This is a genomic window from Acinetobacter sp. SwsAc5 (assembly GCF_013391485.1).
Classification (GTDB): domain Bacteria; phylum Pseudomonadota; class Gammaproteobacteria; order Pseudomonadales; family Moraxellaceae; genus Acinetobacter; species Acinetobacter towneri.
Genome location: NZ_JACAXD010000002.1, coordinates 114,433 through 138,057, shown reverse-complemented (window position 1 = coordinate 138,057; position 23,625 = coordinate 114,433). Strand labels below are relative to the sequence as shown.

General features: G+C 40.5%; 24 protein-coding genes and 1 tRNA gene. 13 read left to right on the top strand and 12 right to left on the bottom strand.

The genetic code is table 11. The features are described from left to right. Positions 1 to 159 precede the first annotated feature (159 nt). The 10 genes from cysS to HYG89_RS01775 all read left to right on the top strand — a co-directional run bounded on the left by cysS (position 160) and on the right by HYG89_RS01775 (position 7,962). Entirely contained in the window at positions 160 to 1,581 is a 1,422-nt protein-coding gene (gene cysS, locus HYG89_RS01820; RefSeq protein ID WP_154320668.1) for a cysteine--tRNA ligase, read from the top strand. A 65-nt stretch (positions 1,582 to 1,646) separates the two neighbouring features. Next, positions 1,647 to 1,722 (top strand) — tRNA-Gly (locus tag HYG89_RS01815). Between the two features lie 403 nt (positions 1,723 to 2,125). Then, the gene (locus HYG89_RS01810; protein ID WP_004973067.1) at positions 2,126 to 3,103 is read left to right on the top strand and encodes a KpsF/GutQ family sugar-phosphate isomerase; all 978 of its coding nucleotides are present in this window, start codon (positions 2,126 to 2,128) and stop codon (positions 3,101 to 3,103) included. A 3-nt stretch (positions 3,104 to 3,106) separates the two neighbouring features. Next, on the top strand, positions 3,107 to 3,646 hold the full coding sequence (locus tag HYG89_RS01805; protein WP_004973069.1) for an HAD family hydrolase: 540 nt from the start codon (positions 3,107 to 3,109) through the stop codon (positions 3,644 to 3,646). Between the two features lie 40 nt (positions 3,647 to 3,686). Then, a complete protein-coding gene (gene lptC, locus HYG89_RS01800; protein WP_004973071.1) occupies positions 3,687 to 4,229 on the top strand; it encodes an LPS export ABC transporter periplasmic protein LptC in 543 nt (180 codons plus the stop codon). After that, entirely contained in the window at positions 4,219 to 4,785 is a 567-nt protein-coding gene (gene lptA / locus HYG89_RS01795) for a lipopolysaccharide transport periplasmic protein LptA (RefSeq protein WP_004973072.1), read from the top strand. The genes lptC and lptA overlap by 11 nt, the downstream gene beginning before the upstream one ends. Further along, entirely contained in the window at positions 4,785 to 5,552 is a 768-nt protein-coding gene (gene lptB, locus HYG89_RS01790) for an LPS export ABC transporter ATP-binding protein (RefSeq protein WP_004973074.1), read from the top strand. The genes lptA and lptB overlap by 1 nt, the downstream gene beginning before the upstream one ends. Before the next feature lie 222 nt (positions 5,553 to 5,774). After that, the gene (locus HYG89_RS01785) at positions 5,775 to 6,374 is read left to right on the top strand and encodes a YigZ family protein (protein ID WP_096900925.1); all 600 of its coding nucleotides are present in this window, start codon (positions 5,775 to 5,777) and stop codon (positions 6,372 to 6,374) included. After that, positions 6,367 to 6,993: a DapH/DapD/GlmU-related protein gene (locus HYG89_RS01780; RefSeq protein WP_096900924.1), complete on the top strand. Its 627-nt coding sequence runs from the start codon at positions 6,367 to 6,369 to the stop codon at positions 6,991 to 6,993. Before HYG89_RS01785 ends, HYG89_RS01780 begins: the two co-directional genes overlap by 8 nt. Before the next feature lie 126 nt (positions 6,994 to 7,119). Next, on the top strand, positions 7,120 to 7,962 hold the full coding sequence (locus HYG89_RS01775; protein WP_096900923.1) for a universal stress protein: 843 nt from the start codon (positions 7,120 to 7,122) through the stop codon (positions 7,960 to 7,962). A 180-nt stretch (positions 7,963 to 8,142) separates the two neighbouring features. On the opposite strand, the gene HYG89_RS01770 is transcribed toward HYG89_RS01775, so the two are convergent. From HYG89_RS01770 to HYG89_RS01735, 8 genes are all read right to left on the bottom strand, one after another. After that, entirely contained in the window at positions 8,143 to 8,808 is a 666-nt protein-coding gene (locus HYG89_RS01770; RefSeq protein ID WP_004973089.1) for an O-methyltransferase, read from the bottom strand. Between the two features lie 150 nt (positions 8,809 to 8,958). Continuing rightward, positions 8,959 to 9,678 carry a D-Ala-D-Ala carboxypeptidase family metallohydrolase gene (locus tag HYG89_RS01765; protein WP_178865798.1) on the bottom strand — a complete coding sequence of 240 codons (720 nt, stop codon included), beginning with the start codon at positions 9,676 to 9,678 and terminating at the stop codon, positions 8,959 to 8,961. A gap of 142 nt (positions 9,679 to 9,820) precedes the next feature. Further along, positions 9,821 to 10,144 carry a ferredoxin FdxA gene (fdxA, locus tag HYG89_RS01760; protein ID WP_070152070.1) on the bottom strand — a complete coding sequence of 108 codons (324 nt, stop codon included), beginning with the start codon at positions 10,142 to 10,144 and terminating at the stop codon, positions 9,821 to 9,823. Positions 10,145 to 10,357: 213 nt separating this feature from the next. Then, positions 10,358 to 12,997: a DNA mismatch repair protein MutS gene (gene mutS, locus HYG89_RS01755; RefSeq protein ID WP_019838007.1), complete on the bottom strand. Its 2,640-nt coding sequence runs from the start codon at positions 12,995 to 12,997 to the stop codon at positions 10,358 to 10,360. A 550-nt stretch (positions 12,998 to 13,547) separates the two neighbouring features. Beyond that, positions 13,548 to 14,807: an OmpP1/FadL family transporter gene (locus HYG89_RS01750; protein WP_178865797.1), complete on the bottom strand. Its 1,260-nt coding sequence runs from the start codon at positions 14,805 to 14,807 to the stop codon at positions 13,548 to 13,550. A 235-nt stretch (positions 14,808 to 15,042) separates the two neighbouring features. Further along, positions 15,043 to 15,300, bottom strand: coding sequence for a DNA-binding transcriptional regulator (locus HYG89_RS01745; protein ID WP_004973099.1), 258 nt, complete (start codon positions 15,298 to 15,300; stop codon positions 15,043 to 15,045). 145 nt (positions 15,301 to 15,445) lie between these two features. Beyond that, entirely contained in the window at positions 15,446 to 15,940 is a 495-nt protein-coding gene (locus tag HYG89_RS01740) for a DUF2946 family protein (RefSeq protein WP_218644897.1), read from the bottom strand. A 164-nt stretch (positions 15,941 to 16,104) separates the two neighbouring features. Then, a complete protein-coding gene (locus HYG89_RS01735) occupies positions 16,105 to 16,512 on the bottom strand; it encodes a rhodanese-like domain-containing protein (protein ID WP_004973106.1) in 408 nt (135 codons plus the stop codon). 187 nt (positions 16,513 to 16,699) lie between these two features. Between HYG89_RS01735 and HYG89_RS01730 the strand changes: the two genes are divergently transcribed. From HYG89_RS01730 to HYG89_RS01720, 3 genes are all read left to right on the top strand, one after another. Beyond that, entirely contained in the window at positions 16,700 to 17,056 is a 357-nt protein-coding gene (locus HYG89_RS01730) for a rhodanese-like domain-containing protein (protein ID WP_178865795.1), read from the top strand. 161 nt (positions 17,057 to 17,217) lie between these two features. After that, positions 17,218 to 17,397 carry a hypothetical protein gene (locus HYG89_RS01725; protein WP_178865794.1) on the top strand — a complete coding sequence of 60 codons (180 nt, stop codon included), beginning with the start codon at positions 17,218 to 17,220 and terminating at the stop codon, positions 17,395 to 17,397. A gap of 235 nt (positions 17,398 to 17,632) precedes the next feature. Beyond that, a complete protein-coding gene (locus HYG89_RS01720) occupies positions 17,633 to 18,700 on the top strand; it encodes a maleylacetate reductase (RefSeq protein ID WP_178865793.1) in 1,068 nt (355 codons plus the stop codon). Between the two features lie 74 nt (positions 18,701 to 18,774). On the opposite strand, the gene HYG89_RS01715 is transcribed toward HYG89_RS01720, so the two are convergent. The 4 genes from HYG89_RS01715 to HYG89_RS01700 all read right to left on the bottom strand — a co-directional run bounded on the left by HYG89_RS01715 (position 18,775) and on the right by HYG89_RS01700 (position 23,613). After that, entirely contained in the window at positions 18,775 to 20,769 is a 1,995-nt protein-coding gene (locus HYG89_RS01715) for a triacylglycerol lipase (protein WP_178865791.1), read from the bottom strand. 128 nt (positions 20,770 to 20,897) lie between these two features. Then, positions 20,898 to 21,800, bottom strand: coding sequence for an ABUW_2363 family tetratricopeptide repeat lipoprotein (locus HYG89_RS01710; RefSeq protein ID WP_004973117.1), 903 nt, complete (start codon positions 21,798 to 21,800; stop codon positions 20,898 to 20,900). Between the two features lie 174 nt (positions 21,801 to 21,974). Further along, a complete protein-coding gene (cysE, locus tag HYG89_RS01705; protein WP_178865789.1) occupies positions 21,975 to 22,772 on the bottom strand; it encodes a serine O-acetyltransferase in 798 nt (265 codons plus the stop codon). Then, a complete protein-coding gene (locus tag HYG89_RS01700) occupies positions 22,765 to 23,613 on the bottom strand; it encodes an RNA methyltransferase (RefSeq protein ID WP_004973119.1) in 849 nt (282 codons plus the stop codon). Before HYG89_RS01700 ends, cysE begins: the two co-directional genes overlap by 8 nt. Positions 23,614 to 23,625: the final 12 nt, after the last annotated feature.

Below are 23,625 nucleotides of genomic sequence, written 5' to 3'. Positions count from 1 at the left end.
AGGTATTAAAAAGTTCCTTCTCCTTCGGGAGAAGGCTTGGATCATCCGCGATATTCTCTTCACACAGACACATACAGAATAAAAACATCGAAAAACTTTATGAAAAATAATGCTTAGGTTAAGATGGAGCATCTTTTAATAGACCTATTTTGAAAACCTATGCAACCATTTGTTCTATATAACTCAGAGCAACGAAAAAAAGTTGAATTTGTTCCGCGTAAAGAAGGACATATCGACATGTATGTCTGTGGCATGACGGTTTATGATTACTGTCATATCGGGCATGCGCGGGTTATGGTTGCATTTGACTACATCATTCGCTTTTTGCGCAGTCAAGGTTGGAATGTGAAATATGTCCGCAACATTACCGACATTGACGACAAAATTATTAAACGTGCCAATGAAAATGGCGAGAGCATTCAAGCTTTAACAGATCGTTTTATTCAAGCCATGAATGAAGATGCGGCAAACTTGGGCTGTGTTGAACCTGATGCTGCACCACGTGCCACTGAATATATTGATCAAATGCAAAATATGATTGGTAATTTGGTCAATAAAGGCACAGCTTATCCTGCAAGTAATGGCGATGTTTATTTTCAGGTTGAAAAATTTGACAAATATGGCCGTCTTTCAGGTCGCAAGCTAGAAGACATGCAGGCGGGCGCGTCTGAGCGTGTTGATGTTGAAGTCGACAAAAAGCATCCATTTGACTTTGTTTTGTGGAAACATGCCAAAGAAAATGAACCATCTTGGGCTTCGCCGTGGGGCAATGGACGTCCGGGTTGGCACATTGAATGTTCTGCGATGTCGACTTGCTGCTTAGGTAATCATTTTGATATTCATGGTGGTGGTTCAGACTTAATGTTCCCACACCATGAAAATGAAATTGCCCAGTCTGAAGCATCAACAGGTGAGCAGTATGTAAATTACTGGATGCACGTTGGCTTTATTAATGTCGATGGCGAAAAAATGTCGAAGTCATTGGGTAACTTCTTCACCATTCGTGATGTGATGGAAAAATTCCATCCTGAAGTGATCCGCTACTTTATTGTGTCATCGCATTATCGTAGCCCTGTAAACTTCTCCGATGTAGCACTCAAAGAAGCCAAAACCGCATTATCACGTTTCTATCACTCATTTAAAGCTTATCAACAAGCGTACGGTACGCAAACAGTTGAGCAGTTAGATGAGGCTTTGGTGGAACGTTTTAATGCCGCAATGCGAGACGACTTTAATACAGCCGAAGCAATTGCAGTTCTGTTTGAAGTCAATAAAGAGCTGAACCGTTCAGTAAAAGAGCAGCAGGCAGATCAGGCGGCGGTGTACTATTCGACTTTGCGTCATTTGACCAATATTTTAGGTTTGGTGCAGCATGATGTTGACGAATTCCTGAAGTCTGATATTGGTCAGGACGCTTTAGGTTTATCTGAACAAGCCATTGCAGACTTCATTCAGCAACGTCAGGATGCCAAAAAAGCCAAAGATTTCGCCCGTGCTGATGAAATTCGTCAGTCTTTGCTCGATCAAGGTGTGGTCTTGGAAGATACCCGTCAAGGTACAGTATGGCGTCGTGCTGATTAATTGAGCACTTGGGAGCATAGAGAGTTGACAGTTGTATGAAATTCTCTATAATTCACTTCCATATTGCGGGAATAGCTCAGTTGGTAGAGCACAACCTTGCCAAGGTTGGGGTCGCGAGTTCGAGTCTCGTTTCCCGCTCCAAAATTTTAAAAAACGCTTATCGAAAGATAAGCGTTTTTTTATGGCTGTTTGTTACAGCTTGCTTGCAGTCAGCTTTATAGATGGGTTTGATCCATAATTTTTAGAGCATTTTCGTTGAAATATGCTTCTGAGCTAGTTCTATCTTTAGCTTTATCTGCAACTTTGAATCAATAAAATAAATAGCCTAAGCTCAAATATGATTGTTTTTCATTTGAAACTCGAGTCAAAAAGCGAGTTAATTAAAACAGCATACAAAAATGCGTTAAAACAAAAAACACACGCAGAATCAAAGTGTAGAATTGCATAGATATGCTAAAATTGCGAAAATTAAATGTGCTTCAATAAATCACTTTTATTGAGGTGTAGAAAATACTCAATTTAAGTTGAACGTTGAATGCCAAACATGTCAAATACCATTGATTTCCAATCTGTAGCCTTAGACACTTTAAGAATAGAAGAACAAGCATTACAAGTCTTGGCGACGCAAATTGATCAGCGTTTTAGCCGTGCCTGCGAAATCATGTTGCATTGCAAAGGGCGTGTTGTGGTCACAGGTATGGGAAAATCAGGTCATATTGGTCGTAAAATGGCTGCGACGTTTGCCTCTACAGGCACGCCGTCTTTCTTTATGCACCCGGGTGAAGCAGGGCATGGTGATTTGGGAATGTTGGTACGGGGTGATGTTTTAATTGCCATTTCCAACTCCGGCAAAAGTGATGAAATTATGATGTTGATGCCACTCATCAAACATCTGGAAGTTCCTCTAATCACAATTAGCGGTGATGATCGCGGGCCGATGCCACAAAATGCTGATGTCGCTTTAACATTAGGCAATATTCAGGAAGCTTGTCCACTTGGTTTAGCACCAACCTCAAGTACGACTGCAACCTTGGCATTAGGTGATGCATTGGCTGTAGCGTTACTTGATGCACGTGGTTTTACTGCCGATGATTTTGCTCGTTCACATCCTGCAGGCGCTTTGGGTAAGCGCCTGTTATTGCATGTGAAACATTTGATGCATACCGGTACAGAATTACCTAAAGTTGCACCAGATACACCAATGAACAAAGTGTTATACGAAATTTCAAACAAACGTCTAGGTTTAACCACAATTGTCGATGAAAATGACGTCTTGTTAGGCATTTTCACCGATGGTGATTTACGACGTTTAATTGATAAACAACAGGGCTTTGATGTGAATTTACAAGTTGGGCAAGTGATGACTCAACATCCTGCAACGATTTCACAAGAAGCACGTGCAGTTGAAGCTTTAGAACAATTACGTGACCGTAAAATCAATCAGTTTGTGGTGGTGGATGATGCTAATAAAGTCATTGGTGTGATCAGTATGCATGACTTGATTCAAGCAGGGGTAAACTAAACAATGGCATCTTATATTTTATTAGAGCAAGCGCGTCATATTGAAGCTTTGGTTTTAGATGTCGATGGAATTCTAAGTGATGGTTTTGTCACCTTAACCAACAGCGGTGATGAAATTAAATCATTCGATATTCGTGATGGTTTAGGTATGAAACTGGTGCAACAAGCAGGTGTTAAAGTCATTATCATCACGGGTCGTAAAAGTAATATTGTCGAAAAACGCATGTCCGATTTAGGTGTAGATTTGGTCTACCAAGGACGTGAAGATAAAGGCACTGCATTGCAGGAAGCCTGTGCCAAGTTAGGTTTATCACCTGCAGATTGTCTCTATATGGGCGATGACTGGCCTGATCTTTCAGCGTTTTCGATTGCAGGGATGAAAGTCACAGTGCCAAATGGACATATTGAAGTGCGTCGTCGTGCCGATTTAGTCACACAGGCCATGGGTGGGCGCGGTGCGGTACGTGAAATCTGCGATATGATTTTAACCGCCAAAGGTGTGTACCAAAGCTTACTTGAAAAATATCTCAGCATCCCTCATTAATTAAGTCATACATTCAAAGGTTTGAGTTACAGCCCCACTTATGGATACTAAAGTTTTATACGTTACTGCGATTGCAATTGCAGCTGTAAGTGGTGGTTATTACTATTACAGCGGTAAAGGCAAAAAACTGGAAACTGACGCTGCTCGCTCTATGACTTATAGTGCCGAGCAAATTCATCTGACCCAAACAGATGAGCAGGGCAATTTATATGTGCGTGCGCAAATTGACCGTTTAGAGCAAGACATGCAGCAAAAAACCTCTAAGCTGGAAAATTTGAATGCCTCTATGTATAAAGCGGGCGCGGTGGATGCCACTTTTTTTGCTAAACAGGCACAAGGTTTTAATGACAATGAAAAGGTTGTGTTGTCAGATCAAGTGCTAGCAACCAAGTTACTCGCTCAAGGCAAACTGACGCTTGAAACAGTCGAGTTGAATGTGTTTCCTAAAACACGTGAAATCAGTACCGAAAAACAAGTGACTGTACAATCTCCACAGGCTGATTTTATCAGTCAGGGCTTAAAAGCCAATTTAAATGACGGGCAATACGAATTTTTTAATATTCGAGGAAAGTATGAACCATAAATCTAAGCTTACAGCTCCTAAAGCGTTGATAAAACAAGCAGCACTTGTGGGCTTGGCGGTGCTTTCATCGGCAGGTGCATGGGCAATTCCGTCAGACCGCAGTCAGCCTATTACTTTATTGGCAGACCGTGCGACCTTTAGTGAACGTACTGGCGTCACCACTTATACCGGCAATGTGGTGATTGAACAGGGCACCATGAAACTGCAGGCAGATTCGATTGTTGCTAATCTGAACAGCAAAAAAGAAATTAGTGTCATTACGGCAACGGGCAGACCTGCGCAATTCCAGCAAAAGACTGATCCAGCCAAAGGGCTTGCCAAAGGTCAGGCGCAAAAGATTGTTTACAATGCTGAAACAGGCATTATCACCTTAACGGGTGGCGCACTTTTAGAGCAAGATGGAGCCAGTATTCGTGGTAATACCTTGCGTTATAGTATGAACAAAGGCGATGTTGAAGCGATTGGTACACCGAACAAAACTGGTTCTGAAGCGGGTCGTGTAAAAATTGTGATTCCACCATCAAGTTCAAAATCATTCCCGGGAGCGCGTGATTAATGGATCAAACGAGCGCAGCACAGGACAGCGTCCAGCACGGTCAGCAGACTTTGTGTATTAAGCATTTAGCCAAAAACTATAATAAGCGCTGGGTGGTTAAAGACGTTTCATTTGAAATGAAAAGTGGTGAAATTGTCGGGTTACTTGGGCCGAACGGTGCGGGTAAAACCACCAGTTTCTACATGGTTGTGGGTTTGGTGCGTATGGATAAAGGCGAAATCCATTTAGATCAACTGGATTTATCTGACCTTGCCATGCATGAACGTGCGCGTAAGGGGATTGGTTATTTACCGCAAGAAGCCTCTATTTTCAGAAAGCTGACCATCGCTGAAAATATTATGGCTATTTTAGAAACCCGCAAAGATTTAAATAAACAGCAACGTCAGCAGCGTTTATCAGAATTGCTGGCAGATTTTAAAATCACGCATATTAAAGATTCATTAGGGATGAGTGTGTCGGGTGGCGAACGCCGTCGTGCAGAAATTGCCCGTGCTTTGGCAGCAGACCCTAAATTTATGTTGTTAGATGAGCCTTTTGCAGGGGTCGATCCTATTTCTGTCGGTGATATTAAAGATATCATTCGTACCTTAAAAGATCGTGACATTGGCGTATTAATTACCGACCATAACGTCCGTGATACTTTAGCCATTTGTGAACGTGCTTATATTGTTAGCGAAGGTTCAGTCATTGCAGAGGGTACACCGCAAGAAATTCTGGAAAATGAAATTGTGCGTGAAGTTTATTTGGGTGAAGACTTTTTTGTTTAAAGCTTGAATGTTCTAACCGTTATTGGTTTTCGTATGCTTACTGCATAAGTTGTAGAACAGAAAGTCGTGTAAACATTATTTAACCTTCTATACCTTTGAGGATAGAAGGTTTTTTCATGGTGGTTATCAGTCCAAATAAGCTATAACTCTAAATACGTTAGAGCGCTAAACACGTTATAATTATCAAGTTTTTATTTAACTGGTTGATTGATCTGGAGTGTTATGCCATTTACCATTGCTGCGCCCATCACTTTTGAAGAAGAAATTAAAAAAAGTCGATTTCAGGCAATTGCTGTGCCTGTAGATAATGAGCAAGCGGTAAAAACTTTTTTGGAACAGCAGCGTGATTCATCTACCACACATCAATGTTGGGCATGGAAAATCGGGCATCAATTACGTTTTAATGATGATGGCGAACCTTCAGGTACGGCAGGACGTCCTATTTTAGCCACGATTGAAGGCAATGAGTTGACTAATGTTTTGGTGTTGGTGAATCGTTGGTACGGCGGCATTAAATTGGGCACAGGCGGCTTGGTACGTGCCTATGGGGGATGTGCAGGGCAATGTTTGGCTCTAGCAGAAAAAATAGAACTGATTGAAAAAAAGACCGTGCAATTTTCCTGTCATTTTAATGAGTGGGCAATTTTACAATACGAGCTAAATAGTCAGCAGATTGAGTACAGCGAAGACTACACCGCCGAAGGCGTGTTGGTAAAGGCATTCATGCAAGTCGATCAAATAGACCCTTTAAAACTAAAATTACAAGATATTAGCCGTGGGCGTGAACAACTCAAAATCCTTGAGGATGATCAAGATGACTGAAGCAAATTCACCTGATCCATTATCGAAGTACCGTGAGCAGCATAAACACCGTTTAAACTACATGCCGTGGTTATATTGGTCATTAAAACCTAAACATCGTGTATGGGCAGAAGCTTGGCAGCAGGAATATCAAGCTTATTTAATGGCAATGGAAACGGTGGAGATTGGCAAAAACTGTTTTATTTCCCCTTTGGCACATATTTTTGCAGAGCCGGGGCGTAAAATCAGTATTGGCGATAATACCTTTATTGCAGCCGATTGTACTTTGCATGGCCCTTTAGAAATTGGCAATGAAGTCGCGATTAATCACCACTGTATTTTAGATGGTGGCAGAGTTGGAATTAAGCTTCATGATCAGGTGCGTATCGCAGCATATTGTCATTTATATGCATTTGATCATGGCATGGCTTTGGATCAGCCCATTTATCAGCAAGCGGTGCGTTCACAGGGCATTGAAGTTGGTAAGGATGTTTGGTTAGGTGCGCATGTTGGTGTTAAAGATGGGGTGAAGATTGCGGCACATGCAGTCGTTGGTATGAATAGCATGGTCACCAAAGATGTTCAGGAGCGGGAAATTGTGGTAGGAAACCCTGCCAAATTGATTCGTTATCGTGAGTAAATACGATGCAGCAAGGCTAAATCTTTAAACTTCATTACATTTTTTCATGTCCCTGCAACACGAGTTGTGTTAAGTTAAAAATAACAACTAAAAAATAGCCTGCAAAAGGCAGTAAGAGAGGCAATAATGAAACGTGTAATTGCTTGTATTGATTCTTCGCCTTGTATTAATGCGCTTGCTGAAGCTGCTGCGTGGATTGCAACACAAACTCAACGTGAATTGGTGTTATTACAAGTTTTGGATTATTACCCCGCCAGTTATCATTTGGGGGAAATTAGTGGCGTGATTGGTTTTGAAAGTAATGCCATGTTACTCAAAGAATTAGCCGAATTAGAACAAAAACAAAGTGAATTAGCACTCGATTATAGCAACAATTTATTGCAGCACATTTCCAGTATGATTCAGGAAAAGTTCGGCATTGTACCTACCCACATTCAAGAAAAAGGCGACTTTTTAGAACAAAGTTTTAGTGTGCTGAACGAAGAAGATATTGTGGTGATTGGACGTGTGGGCGAGAAATCTGCTGAACGCAATAAGGCATTAGGCAGTAATGTCGAAAACTTTATTCGTGGTGCAAATTGTACTGTGATGACTGTCGGAGAGCATTTTAAAGCACCAAACCGTTTTATTTTTGCTTATGAATATTCCCCAACTTGTATCAAAATGATGAAGCGAATTGCACAAAGTGATTTGCTTAAATTATTGCAATGTCATTTGCTCTATGTCGGTGATCACCCAGAAGTTTTAAATGAACCTGCAGATTTTTTAACTTCAGCGGGTTTAGATGTGGTGGTGGAATATCGTTATGGCGATGTGGCTGAAAATATCTTAGATTATCAACGTGAACATGGTATTCAGTTGATTGTACTGGGGGCATTTAGTCACAGTAAAATTCACCAATTTTTCTTGGGAAGCATTACCACCAATATTTTCCGTAACTCAACTGTTCCTTTGTTGGTGGCAAAGTAAAAATCGTAAATGATTCAAAAAAGATCATTTCAAAAGATTGTTTAGTTGAACTGATGTAAATGCTTGCTGACTGTCCATGGTTATCCGCATAATTTGTGGATAACTGTATGGACAGTATATGTAACATTATAATATATAATGTAAAATTGATTTAGGTTGTTTTTTAACCTTGTGTGGACTTTACTTTACAATCGCTAAAGCAAAGCCATCATGTCCTTTGCTGCCTACAGTTTGTAATGCTGTGCACGATAAAATTCGCGAATGATTTTGCATGGCTTTGAACATGTCACGAATCCCTTCAATGCTTGGTTTGTGATTGTCAGGATTTAAAATTTCCCCTGCACGAATTACATTGTCTAAAAAGATAATTGTACCTGAGCGTGAAAGTTTAAGACTCAGTTCCAAATATTCAGGATAGCTTTGTTTGTCGGCATCAATAAAAATAAAATCAAAAGCTTCAGTATCTTCTGGCAGAGCTTTTAGAATTTCTGCAGCACGACCAACTTTTAATTCAACCTTTTGTTTTAATTGAGCGCGGTCAATATTTTCCTGTCCCAAAGCTGCATGGGTATCACGTCCTTCAATCGTGAGTATATAACCATCTTCAGGCAGCGCACGTGCTAGCCACATTGTGCTATAAGCTGCGAATGTGCCCAATTCCAACACACGTTTGCATTGATTCATTTGAATGAGCATTTGTAGCAACATGCCCTGATTTGCCGCAACTGCAAGGTGATCTGGAAAACCTTTGGCATCGGTATTTTCTAAAGTTTGCGTCAAAATTGGGTCTTCGGGAATTAAATGTGATTCGATATAGTGATCGATATCCGTCCACATTTGTTGCATAGCGTGCTCACCTTTGTTGCGATGTGTGCATTGTAAACTTTTCTGCTCAGAGTGCAATTTATTCGCGGAATGGAGCAGGTGATAATCTATTTCGCAATAAAAAAGAGGTCAATTTGACCTCTTTAGGATTTAATTCTAAACAACACTGAATTAGAAATTACACATAGATGAATGGCGGCTTAAATCTGGCCCCCAAGTTCGATAACCTTGTGTATCAATATGAATTTGTCCTGAAGCGTATAAGCCTAAGCCCATGTTTAAACTTTGACCATATTGCTGCCAGAACTGACACAGTCTGTATTTGGTACTTTCAATATAGGCATAGTCTTCGGCATTCGGGAATTGTGGCCCAATTCTAAAATCAATGGCTGAGTTAAATAAGTGACGCGATGAGTTCGCACCACCTGCACATTGATTCAGTGGTAAATCTCGATAGACAGAAGTGACTTCAAAATCAGTTAAGACTTTAGAGGCGACCAAATATTTAAATACACGCAAGGTAGGCACCTGATTTTGCCACAATTCACGACTTGGAATCATAAACTGCGAACGTCCACAGCGTTGCCAGTCACGTGCGGTACGCATTAATTCAAAACTTGGAATAATATTGCCAACACCATTATGTTCCAAGAAGCGTTCATATTCACGAACTTGGCGTAAATTGTCACTCACTGCCACCCATGCATTATACGAATAAGGCACAATTTTAGGTGCTGCCTGACGCTCGTAGGTGATTTTTTCTTGAGGAATGAAAATTCGTTTTCCATCGGGCGTGGTAATCGTTGTTGTTCTGTTTGGGGTTGAGCTACAAGCCACCAAGAGCATGGGAACAATGCTGAACGAAAACAGCGCCTTGAAAAATTTCTTCATTAGGCAAATCAGATATTTATTTAAAGTGTCCGTATTCTAATCGAAAATGCGGGTAAAAATTTGAGAATATTGCAATCAAATGTGTGTTTTAGGTATAAAAAAAGATCAGCACAGGGCTGATCTTTTTCACAACAAGATCAATTTACTTTTCTAAGTATTGTAATTTGTCTGGTTTGCCATTCCATTCTTCGCGGTCAGCAGGTTGATCACCAATTTGTGTAATGTTTGGCCAAGTCTGTGAAAGTTCGGCATTTAGTTCGATAAATATTTCCTGACCTTCGGGTAACTCATCTTCAGAGAAAATAGCGTTGGCAGGACACTCGGGTTCACATAATGCACAGTCGATACATTCGTCTGGATTAATCACAAGGAAGTTCGGACCTTCGTAGAAGCAGTCTACAGGACAAACTTCAACGCAGTCTTGATATTTACATTTAATACAGTTTTCAGTGACAACAAATGTCATGGCGACGGCTACCTAACAATATGGTTCTAATTGAGAATAGTCTATTTTAGGCAAAAATCACCACAACTAACAATCGCTTTTACTGATATTTGATATAGACAGTGCTGCTAAATTTGATAAAAGGGGGATAAAACCATCAAAAAAACTTATAAATGAAAAAGACTCTCAATTAAGAGTCTTTGTTTGGTAAAAATATTGTAGAAATAACAGCGGCTAAGCGTTCAATTGTTCCTTTAAAGCATACAATTGTTCCAAAGCTTGTCGCGGAGTCAAATTATCGACATCTATACTGCGTAATAACTCTAAAGCCGCGGATGGCTTTTCTACTTCGATTACACGTTCAATCACTTCAGGTTCAGATGAGCTTGTTGTAGGTGCAAATAGGTCATCTTGAACGGCTAAATTGACATTTTTGTGCTGCTGTTTTTCCAAAATTCTTAAGCGGTTTTGTGCTTCTTTAATGACGTTGGCTGGAATGCCTGCCAGTTTTGCCACTTGCAAACCATGACTTTGGCTGGCTGGACCTTGTTGTACTTTGTGCAAGAGAATCAGGTTGCCATTCATTTCTTTGGCAGTCACATGATAGTTATCGACCCCAGATTCTTTGCTTAATTCGGTCAATTCAAAATAATGTGTTGCAAATAGGCATAAACATTTGATGCGTTTGCTTAAATCCAACACACATGCCCACGCCAAAGATAAGCCATCGTAGGTACTGGTTCCGCGTCCAACCTCATCCATCAGCACTAAAGATTGTGAGGTTGCATGGTGTAAAATTTGTGAAGTCTCAGTCATTTCGACCATAAAGGTCGATTTACCTGTCGATAAATCATCGGCAGAACCAATACGGGTAAACACGCGATCAATAGGACCTAATACGGCTGTTTGGGCAGGCACATAACTACCACAATAGCCAAGTAGGGCAATGAGTGCGGTTTGACGCATATACGTTGATTTACCGCCCATATTCGGGCCAGTAATAATTGCCAAACGATGATTGTAGTCGAGTAAAGTATCATTCGGTGTAAAGGCGGTTTTACTCAAGGCCTCAACAACAGGATGACGTCCTGCAGTAATTTTAATTCCAATTTCAGGGCTATATTCAGGGCGTGCCCAATTGCGTAAACGTGCTTGATGGGCAAAGTTTGCCAATAGATCAATTTGTGCAATCGCGCTGCTCATCATTTGTAATTGAGCAATGTCTTGGCGTAATTCATCCAATAGCATTTCAAATAGCATCTTTTCACGGGCTAAAGCACGGGACTCGCTAGACAGGACTTTATCTTCAAAACTTTTTAGCTCTGGGGTGATGTAGCGTTCTGCATTTTTTAAAGTTTGACGACGGATATAGTGTTCAGGTGCTTGCTCGGCTTGGGCGCGAGTGAGTTCAATGTAGTAACCACTGACACGGTTGTAGCCAATTTTTAACGTTGGGATACCGCTTTCTTGGCGCTCTTTGACTTCTAAATCAATCAGGAATTGCCCCGCATGATCACGGATTTTGCGTAGTTCATCGAGTTCACTGTCAAAACCCTCTGCAATGACATTGCCATCACGCAATAGTACAGGTGGGTTTTCTACAATTGCCTGCATCAGCCGTTGATGCAGTCCATGAAAATCGCCCAGTTCTTCATTCAGGTTTTGAATGAGTGCGGATTGTTGTGCAGAAACAATGGGCTGTAAGGCATGACGCAAATAGGGAATTTGCGCACAGGCCTGACGTAGTTGTACCAAATCACGTGGGCGTGCGCTACCGAGTGCGACACGACTCAGCACACGTTCAATATCACTAATTTCTTTCAGTACCAAACGCACAGGCGACTCATGGTAACCTTGTATTAAGGCTTGAATTGCATCCAGTCTTGCATCTAACAATGCCGTGTCACGCAAAGGTTGCATCAAGGTACGACTCAGTAAACGGCTACCCATGGCAGTTTGGCAATCGTTAATCAGTTGGAATAAAGAAGTGCCGTGTTCAAATAATGGTTCAACCAATTCCAAATTACGTCGGGTCACAGGATCAAGCGCAATAAAATTGCTGCTTTGTTCTAATTGAATACTGCGAATATGTGGTAAAGCCGTTTTTTGGGTTTCTTTGGCGTAGTGTATTAACGCTGCCGCTGCTGCTTTGGCTAAGGGCAAATGATCAATACCAAAACCTGAAAGTGACGATACAGCAAATTGATCACAAAGCGTTTTTTGTGCATTGTTCAGGTTGAAATCGACATTTGGGCGTTTGGTCACAGGGCAGTCAAGCTGCTTTTTAACCTGTTCAATAATATTCGGATCGACAATATCTTCATCGACCACAATTTCGCTTGGCATTAAACGAGAAAGTTCAATCGCGAGTTGTTCAGGCAAATAATCCATTTGCTGAACTTTAAAAATCCCTGCACTTAAATCCAGCAATGCGATACCAATTTGGTTTTGCTGTAAGCATAAAGAGACCAAGTTGGAAGATTGATGACTGTTGAGCAAGGCATCATCAGTGAGCGTGCCTGGGGTGATAATCCGTACTACTCCACGCTCTACAGGACCTTTGCCTGTCACCTCGCCAATTTGCTCACAAATTACCACGGTTTCGCCTTTTTTGACCAAGCGAGCGAGATAACCTTCAGCAGCATGATATGGCACGCCCGCCATTGGAATAGGTTTGCCACTAGTTTTACCACGGTGGGTGAGGGTAATGCCTAAAAGTTTGGCAGCTTTGTGTGCATCATCAAAAAATAATTCGTAGAAATCGCCCATGCGATAGAACATTAAAGAATGTGGATGTTCCATCTTCACCCGTAAGTATTGCTGCATCATTGGAGTGTGTGAAGATAGATCAGCCATGATTTCTGTCATGTTCATGCAGTTGAAGTCCTTTAATTTGAAGCGTAATTTAAGTGTAAGTATGTGACTAGCTTATTTTACGCCATCTTAGTCAAATTAGTGAACCTGCATGTCATTGTTGCTCGCTCTCTAACGAGTCGAACATCGAGCGGTTTAAGCTTTTAAATGGATAATATTCAATTGATCGGGTGTGTTAGTGAGCACACAGCCATAAAAAATATCGCCCATAAAATCTAAACCCACAGTTTCAAAAATGATATCGCATAGCTCAAAGAGCTTAGCTGTTGAAAATGTATGATTTGCGAAGTTAAAAGTGAAAATTATTGTGTCATTTGGCTGAATTTTACTGAGTTTTTCGTGTAATTCATCGTTATAAAAAGCATCGAAATTTGATTGTTTTCTATGGATTCATTTAGAAAGTAGTGCATGTTGTAACATTATGCTTTGCATGGTCTTATTTCTAGCTAAAAGCCGTACTTTGGAAAAACTTCATCACAATCAAAGTAAAAAAAGCCATCATCTTTTCAGATCATGGCAAGCTATTATTCAAACTCAAGCTATGTAGAATTTAAAAATTCAAACTATATGACACGCCCAAAATATTTTGGCTCATGCTTAAATTGGCTTCGCCACCACCAAAATCAGCGGGGATAGAGTTGTTACCTTGCACTGTTTCTTTGAGTGCGTGTGTATAAGCCACACTTACATTTTGTTGATCATCGAGTTGCCAAGTTGCACCAACACTTAAATGCTCTTGTACCACACCTGGTGCCAAAATATTTAGGAAGGTTTGATCATTTTTAACAGGCTGATCGTTATAGCTATAACCCGCACGTAAAGTCAGTTTTTCTGAGGCTTGATAAGTCGCTGAAATTTTATAGACATTGATGTCATCCCATCCAAAACCAGGACCTTGTGTTGTGCCAAATTTATTGTTTGCGAATAATTGATCCAGTTTATTGCCAACAGAATCTACATCTGAATAATTAATGCGTAAGTAATCTGTCGCGACTGATAAAGCAGGGGTAAGTTGATAATTTAAACCTACACCATAGCTTTCAGGTACGTCAAAATCACCTTGTTTGGCAAATAAACCTTCATATTTCTTAAAGCGGCTGGCATTAATTTTAGATGAATAGCTTGCACCAAGGGTCAGTTTATCATTTGGTTTTGCCGACCAGCCAATACGTGCACCTACGCCGTATGAATCGTCATTGCCACGATCGCTAATTGCCGCACCGTTTGACGAAGCACCACCAAAGAAATCACCAGCAAAACCTTGTGCACTAAAACGTTGATATAAAATATTTGCAGCCAAGGCTATAGATTGATTTTCTGCATATTTCCAAGATAAAGCAGGTGAAATAAAGGCTTGGGTTAATGAAATACCTGCGCTTCCTGTATTATCATAAACTGCATAAGGATTATTTTTATAATTGGTATTCATGCCACCATTGCCATAAACCGCAATACCCGCAGTGACTTGTTCATTCACTGGGTGAACATAACCTACATCTGGAATTACAAAGTATTTACGGCTATTGCCATCATACTGACCATTTGCTCCATAACCATTTCCTGTAATTTCAGACTCACGATCTGGAGAGAAAATAGTTAAACCTGCATCAACACGCTTATCTAACCAGCTCAAACCCGCTGGGTTGCTTGCAATAGTCAGACTGTCCTGAAAATTGGCAATGGCTGTGCCTGCGTTTCCTTGAGATTTCACACTATATGCATGCATGAAATATCCTGTTGTTGCAAAAGCAGATGTTGAAAACAAAGGTGCGATAACAGCAATTGAGATAAAAGAAGATAGATATTTCATGAGAATATAGATCGAGTAAAAACAATATATGCAGCAGTATATTGAAAAGTTGTATTCTTGTATTTGAATATAAATTCATATCTTTATTCTATTTTTGAATATATAGCTATGAAACAGCAAGGGTATTCATTCTATATGTATATCAAAATGATGCTTCAACTCTTTTGACCAAAGAAGCTCCCTTGGGAGCTTCTTTATTGATTTACATTGCTTTAATTCATCATTATAAAGTGCTTTATGCCAAGTTTTCTAACACAAATTGTGGCGATTTAATAAATAATCGAATCAATGCTTGAGCAGAACTCGACGGTTGACGGACACCACGTTCCCAACTTTCTAAAGTTCGGGCAGAGATACACAATTTTGCCGCAAGTTCAGTTTGTGAAATATTCATTTTTTGCCGAACTTTAATGATCTGTTGTGCTAAATCCAAACAAGCCGTTTGCTCTACAGTATGATTCACATGATTATGACTGTGTTGAAGCAGATGCATAGTTATCTCCTCCTTAGGGTCGAATAAACAAGTCAATGAGTTATTAAAATAAGTATTGTCCTACAGCTGCATAAATTTGATACTGCAAAATTTACACTTTAGAGTGAAGCAAAGATGGCAACACTGTAAGAAATGATAAGAAAATTCAAAAGTCAAAACGAGGCGGAGCACGACCTTGTGGTAGAATAAAAAGCGGCTCAGTTTGAAATAGTGTTGGTGTAAACGATGTTTTAAAAGACAAAATCCGAATTTGTGTTCGGATTAACACGTATCTAAGCTTGGTATCTAGTAAGGGAAGTGCAAAGCTATAGACTAAACAATATTCACATTCATGGTTTTCATGTGCATCTTGTTTGGATGATTCATGCGCATGTTGAGCTGAATGCCGTGTGTCAACTTTGTCTGTATGCGGTGAATGAGCCGTATGACTTAGATGAGATTCAGACGTAGATGTGCTGGCTGTGCGTTGTAGAAGATTTGCAGACAGCTGATTTGCAGAGCTTGGCTGATCAAAAAAAAATGCTTGGGCAACAGTTTTACAGACAGAGGAAAAATGTTGTTTCTCTGGCAATAAAGGCTGTAGGAATACAGCGACTTGTAACAAGATTGCTGTTAATCCGAGCAATCTTCCCCACATCATCAACACTGCATACGTCTTTTATTGAATTTTCATGTAACACTATAACAAAAAATTTAACTGTTTAATGATAAAGCTTTGTTTATCACATGAACTGTGTAGTAAAAATACTGCTTTACTCAAGTGGTTTTGGGCTAAAGCAATGGATCGTTTCGTAATTTAGTCAATTAAGCTGTAATTGAGATTGTGGGTAAACCAGCTTCAATCCAAGCCTGCATGCCGCCTTGTACAGAAAATATTTTTTCAAAGCCCATACGCTGCAAAGATTGAGTTGCCAAAGCTGAGCGTGCACCTGTACCACAGATCAAATAAATATCTTTTTCAGCTAAATCGGCAAGTGCGCGTTCAACTTCACAGTAATGATTGACAACAGGGTGTTGTGCAATTTTCATTTCGAGCATGCCACGCGGAAAGTTCACAGCACGATCAATTGCACAGGCTTGATGTTCTTCTGGTTCACGTACATCAATCAAAATAATATCAGGATGTTTGCTATACACCTCATAGACATCTTGAACACTCATTTCGGTAATTTGGCTTTTCGCTTCGGTAATCAGTTGATCTGGTGTTTTCATGAAATCACTCACATTTTTTTTGATCCTATATAATATAAACTAATATATTAATTAAGTTTTGATTATTGTTAGCAAATGTGTCTATATGATTTCTCTTTGGAAATAGCCACAGCTAGATAAAATTAGACATGCTATGGTTTAAATCATTTGTTGGAATTTTCAAGTTTTATTTGCTTTGGAGTGTGCAATGTTTAATTTGATGATGTATCTGCCGTGGGGTAAAGTGCCTGAAATAAACGCACAGGATTTGTTACAACAACAGCAAGATGTGCAAATTGTAGATGTACGTACCCGAAAAGAATTTTGTGACAGCCATATTCAAGGTGCGTTGCATTTGCCTTTGAGTCAAATGAATGAATCTAATGTCAAAGCATTATCTTTAGCTCCTACAAAGCCTGTAGTGACTATTTGTCTATCTGCACATCGCAGTATTCCTGCAACCAGAAGATTGGCTAAAATGGGTTATCAGGCATCGCAGTTGCAAGGTGGCATGAAAGCATGGTGGAAACAACAAATGCCATGCGTGTCCTCTCAGGTCAAATAAACAAGTGCATTGAGACTATAATTCAATATGCGCAATGTTGACATTTCTAATGCAGCTGATTGTATAGCTTTGTTAATCTTTGCTTAAAAAATAATATCTTATTTAATTATAAGGTATATACTAGATTTAACACTTTTGTTCGATTGTTCAGGGGACGTAAAATGCCTGCAAAATTTTTTGGAATTTTTCTGGGTTTAATTGCAGCGGTATTAATCATTGGTGGATTATTCATCAATATGATCAGTGGTGAAGCTACCGTCGTGGAATACTGGATTTTATTGTTGCTTCCATGTTTCGGTGTGCCAATTTTATCTGCAGTGTGCCTAAAAGAAATTGACTAAGCACAAAAGTACAAGTTTTCTTTACATTAAAATTGATAGCTGATTTATTCATCGCATTTGATTTTAATAATACAAAAACCCATGAGATCATGGGTTTTTGTATTTATAGCAAAATAGTTTATCTCGAGTCTTTATGTGAATATTTGCAAAGCAGCGTTGCAGAATTGGGCTGTTCAGCAGCCTAGTCATAGTTATATGCTATTAAAATCTAACGACAATATTTAAGCTCAATAACATGCAAGCATTCCATTATCAGGCATTGCCAATCGATGTTCACTTTGGCGTAGGTCATCTGCAAAAAATCCAAGAGATTTTACGTACTTATGCCTATCAGCGTATTTTAATTATTACTACTGCAGGGCAACAAGCCGCAGGCGAGCGTTTATTGGCACAAATCCAAGACATGGCTGTAGCGGTCTATCCTCATGCGGTGATGCATGTGTCAAAAGAGGTTGCAGATCAGGCCATTCAAGATGTGCAGCGTTTAGGAGTAGATTGCTGTTTGGCATTAGGCGGTGGCTCTGCGATTGGTTTAGCCAAAGCGATTGCCTTAGAAACTCATTTGCCGATTATTGCAATTCCGACCACTTATGCAGGTAGTGAAATGACAGCGGTGTATGGCATCACCGAAAACCAGCTGAAAACCACAGGCAAAGCAGCTCAAGTTTTGCCTAAAGTAGTGATTTATGATCCTGAATTGACACTCAACTTACCCACTGAAATTTCGGCATGTTCGGGCATGAATGCGATGGCACATGCAGTTGAGGCATTATATGCACAGGATAAAAATCCCATTGTAAGTTTAATGGCGCTAGAGGCGATTACTCAACTGGCACAGGCTTTACCTGAAATTGTGCAAGCGCTTCATAATATGCAGGCACGTGAACACGCTTTATATGGTGCATGGTTGGCTGGTGTGTGTTTGGGTTCGGTGGGGATGGCAATTCATCATAAAATTTGCCATAGCTTAGGTGGACGTTATCAGTTGCCACATGCGCAAACCCACGCCATTGTGTTGGCGTATTCAGTGTATTACAACCGACATGCAGATATTGCTGCAATGAATCAACTGGCAGCGGCTTTAAATGTGTCAGATCGGGAACAGTTGGGCTTGGCGATTTATCAGCTTAACCAAAGATTGAATATTCCAATGGCGCTTAAAGATTTAGGATTACCCGAAACAGCACCTGCCCAAGTGGCACGTATTATCTGCGATAGTCCATATTATAATCCACGCGAATATGACTATGCCGAATTAGAGGCCTTATTGACCAAAGCTTATTGGGGACAAGCACCAATCTAATACTGCTGAGAAATAGCATGATAGATAAAAAACCGAAGCCACTTAGACTTCGGTTTTTTATTTGCCGTGACGGATTACGGTTTATACAAGCCTAAATCTTGCAAATGTAATCTAAGAATACGTCGCAGTTCCAATACAGCTTCTGGCGTTTCCTGAATGGAATGTCCGCCTTTAATAATTTTTTCTGAAACAGCGCCATCTAAGTGGGCACTGTTGTAATGCACCACATCGTCATTCATTAACAGATGCTCAGTGCTGTCGGTATTATTGCCAATAATACTGTGATATTTAAATCCATTGACAGGCAAAATATCTTCAGTTAATTCCGTAAATTTGGAATTTTTACTTAAATCACTCGGTCCATTTTGAATGACGCCATGCCCAATTTCTTTGGTTAGATTTTTTAAATCGACTTCATGTTGCTGCAAGGTATCCGCAAACGCGCTTAAAAATGCAGTCGGTAAGCGAATGACTTTACGTGCTGCAAGGGTGAACCAGCGGTCTGCAAACTCTGTACCTTTATGCGGTGCAGCCAAGAATATTGCACGGTTAAAATTGGTGATGGGTTTAAGGCGCAAACGTGCTTGCAACAAAGGATCAGATTTAAAGCGTTCCAGACGTCGGTTTTTAAGCATTTGCATGGCAGGTTGAGTTAAATCAGTATCGCTGACCAACAAACGTGCCAAAATACCACCCATGCTGTGTCCAATTACTACAGCATCTTTTTTGGCTGCAGCAGAAGGACTGACCTGTTTAAAGCCTTGTTGAAGCAAGGCATAAATTTGGAAACGGCTTTCTAAAATTGGCATATTGGTCGAGTAAAACACTTGCCAGACTTGAAAGTTTTCCCGCAATACAGGATCGCCCATAATATCGTTGGTTAAGCGAATCCACGCTTCGGGGCTACTGGCCAAACCATGAATGAGTACAATGACTTTTTTATTCGGATTATACGGCTCAAGTAAGTACAAATGCGGCATACTGAGTCGTTCTTCACGATCAATTAAGGATAAATAAGCCGATTTACCTAAATTATTTTGCGCTAACCACAACCCATAAGGTGCAGAAAAGTTAGCTGCAAGCGGGTAGTTCTTTTGTGCAATTTGGGCAGATTCATATTTATACGGATCATAAGCCTTGAGCTTAAAATGCGGCCGATTCAAAATATCTTCAATGGAATTGGCGCTATGTGGTTCTGCAGTGATTGTCGCGGCTAAATAGCGAGCTTGGTGAATATTTGGATTTTTTCCTGCAGGATAATCATATTTTAGCGGATCAATAATATATTTGCTTTTGCTCAGATCATCGTTTGGATTTTCAGGCAATACCACCAGAAATTCAGACCCAAAACCATCACGGCGCGTGACCGAGCGCAAACCCGAAAAGTTCAGGTTATAGGTTGACATCAACTGCTGAATTTTTTGTTGTTTCAGCTGCGGGTAGTACTCAAAATCAATGTCATAAATGCTGTTGCCAACACGAATTTGTTGTTGCAATTCATCGTGTTTATAGCGCAGCGCATAGCTGCTGACCAATTTGGCAATCGCCTGATTATAAAAATCCCGAATTTGGACTTGTCTGTTATCAAAAAGACGGTCTTGCGGCGCACGTTTGGTTTTAAACATGTAGGCGTAACTATAACGAATACTTTGATCGAGCATGTGCAATTGCTGATCTAAACATTGTTCATAATTGGCCTGATGAATTTTTTGTTGTTCTTCCGATCTTTTACTGTTCAGAATACTGATTTTACAGGACGATGAATTTTCCAGTTCAATCGCTTTCGCTAAATATAATTCACTGGCGGTTGAGAGCAGTTGTTCATCTTGAATTTGCGGGATTTGTTTGAGTGCACTTACACATTCTTCAGGTTTTTCGGCACAAATATTGGCTTCACGTCCTGTCATCGACAAGACATTTAAACTGGCTTCACTCAGTTTTTTGCGCGATAAAATACTATCACGTTCATTGGCAATACTAACTTTTAACGCCTGATTTTTAACACTGACCACCTGACAACCAGACAGCAGTGTTGTACTGAGCAATGCAGCAATCACAATTTTATTCATGGAAAGTCTGGCTTAATTTTTAAGATTTTTTTCCATCATACGTTTTTTTAAAGCTTTTTCAATTGCGTAGAAAGCAAAATAGACCGTCGAAACGGTCTATTTTTAGGTATTTTTGTATCGATTTTTTATTAAGTGCGTGGTGCGATCACTTGCCACACATTCCAGCGACCTTGCTTTTCAATTTCAGCAATCAAACGGTCAGCCACTTCGGCTTCTTGCGGGTATTTGATTTTATAGTTTTTCAAAGTTTGTACTGCATTTTTCTTTTGTTCCATGGCAATATAATTGTTTGCCGCAGACAAATAAGCTTCCTGCACACCTGCTTTCATGGCTTTGTCTAAATAAGGAATGGCTTCACGATGACCGCCACCTTCAGACAGACCGAAACCAAACCAGAAATTCGCTTCGGCATCTTCCTGATTAATTTTTAAGATACGCTGCGCATAGTTAAGTGAGCGTGTGGTGTAAACAGAGCCTAAGTCTAGGTTACGTGCCATAACACTGGCTTTAAATGCACGCATCAAAATATCAAAAGAGGCATTTTCATTGGCTGCCAAAGTGTCTAATTGTTGAGTCACTTCTTTGAGCTTTGCCTCGAAACCACGACGTTCCTGACGTTCGCTAAAACGTGGTGGATAGTGACGTGCTTTGCCTTCGACCAATTGTAAGAAGTCATCAATTTCGGTGATGTCAATTTCGTTTTCACCTGCCAAAACTGCAAACTTCAAGCTACGGGCATTGTTATTGACCGTAGGTACAATCAATTTGTTTTGATCTAAGGTAATGCTTTTGCTTGGATCATTTGGGTTAGTAACCACCATTTTAGTCACAGGCTGTGCTGCTGCTTTTTGTAGGTTAATTTCAAATGGTGGTGGGGCATCATAATTAAATGGATTTAAGGCATAGAATGGTGCACTTAATTCAGGTTCGGTAAATACGATAGGTGGTTTTACTTCTTGTTTTGGTGGTGCAACACAGGCGCTAACGAGCGTTGCGGCTAGAATACTGAGTGCCAAAGGCTTAAGGGTCATGGTGTTCTTCCGTTCAATTTATTTTAAAAGTGAGAGGTGATTGTGTCGGATTAAAATATTGCATGTCGGTCAGTCTAAGAAATCTGTTCCGAACATGCAATACAATTGAGGGGGCTTAGTTACACAGTGATACGAAGTTTTTTTAAGTATGTAGGATTGATCAAATAAACAGCCCTATTTACTTTGTGCTTCACACTCACGTCTAACATCTTTAATTATTTTTAATTCTTCTGCACTATAAGGTTGTTCATTTTGCTGTGGGTTTTTAAAGCTTGGGTCAAGTAAAGAGAGACGCTGACATAATAAATTCATACGTTTTTCATTTTGTTCCAAGCGATCTAGTAATACTCGCATACCGTCCAATACTGGGTCAGATTGGTCCTGCGTTGCTGCATAAGGTTGGAAACCAATACTGGCAGCATAATCACGACGACGTGCTTCCTGATCATCGGCAGGTTTATTTTTCATAATAAAGCGCGCAGGGTTACCCACAGCAGTTGCGCCTTCAGGTACTTCTTTGGTCACAACCGCATTAGAGCCAACCTTGGCATTTTTATGTACGGTGAATGGGCCTAGAATTTTCGCGCCTGCACCGACTACTACGCCATCTTCCAAAGTTGGATGACGTTTGCCTTTATTCCACGTTGTGCCGCCTAAAGTCACGCCATGATATAAGGTGACATCATCACCAATTTCAGCAGTTTCACCAATCACCACGCCCATGCCATGGTCAATAAAAAAGCGACGACCAATTTTTGCACCGGGATGAATTTCAATTCCTGTAGCAAAACGGCTAAATGACGAGAGTAGACGTGCCGACCCCTTGCAGTCTTTGTTCCATAATTCATGCGCCACACGATGCATAATTAAAGCGTGAATTCCTGGATAAGTGGTTAAGACTTCAAGTGTATTTCGAGCAGCAGGATCGCGCGCGAAGACAGCTTGAATGTCTTCTTTGAGCTGTTTAAGCATTAGTTTGATCCTCGTCCTGTGTTGATGTAGATTTTTTCCATGAACCGTTATTCATTGCTTGTACGCGGCTAAAAATACCGCGAAGTAAATGGTATTCCATACGATCTAATTGTATACGTCCGAAAAGCCGACGCAAGCGCAAAGGCAATAATCGTGGATTTTTTGGATCCATAAATTCAATTTCTGCCAGCATTTTTTCTAAATGTGGATAGAACTGTTGCATTTGTTCATGGTTGACCAAAGGTTCATCCCATTGCATCGCTTCAGAATCTGTCACTTGCATCGTCGCTGCAGGATCGGCAATTTTTCCGACAATATCGATGGCAGCCATACGCATTTCATAGCAAATCACTTGAATGGCTTGAGCAACATTGAGCACACCATATTCTTCATTGACAGGAATCGTCACGTGATAATTCGCCAAAGCCAGCTCTTCATTGGTTAAACCACGATCTTCACGTCCAAAAATAATGGCAACATTTTGCCCATGCTGTGCCACAGCATTTAACGACTTTTCTGCCGCAGGGCGTGCATCTAAGAGTGGCCAAGGAATAGTACGACTACGTGCACTGGTGCCAAAGACCAAATGGCAGTCGGCAATTGCATCTTCGAGCTGTTCAACCACTTCAATCTGTTCAATTAAATCGGTTGCACCTGCCGCCAAAGCATCAATATCTGGATGCGGATAGGTTTTTGGATCAACCAAAACCAATTTACATAGCCCCATGGTTTTCATGGCGCGTAAGGCGCTACCGATGTTGGCAGGCAGGGTGGTATTCACCATGACAATACGCACGTGGGAGAGGTGTGCGGCAACAGCTGCATTGTCGGTTTGACTCATAACAAATCCAGA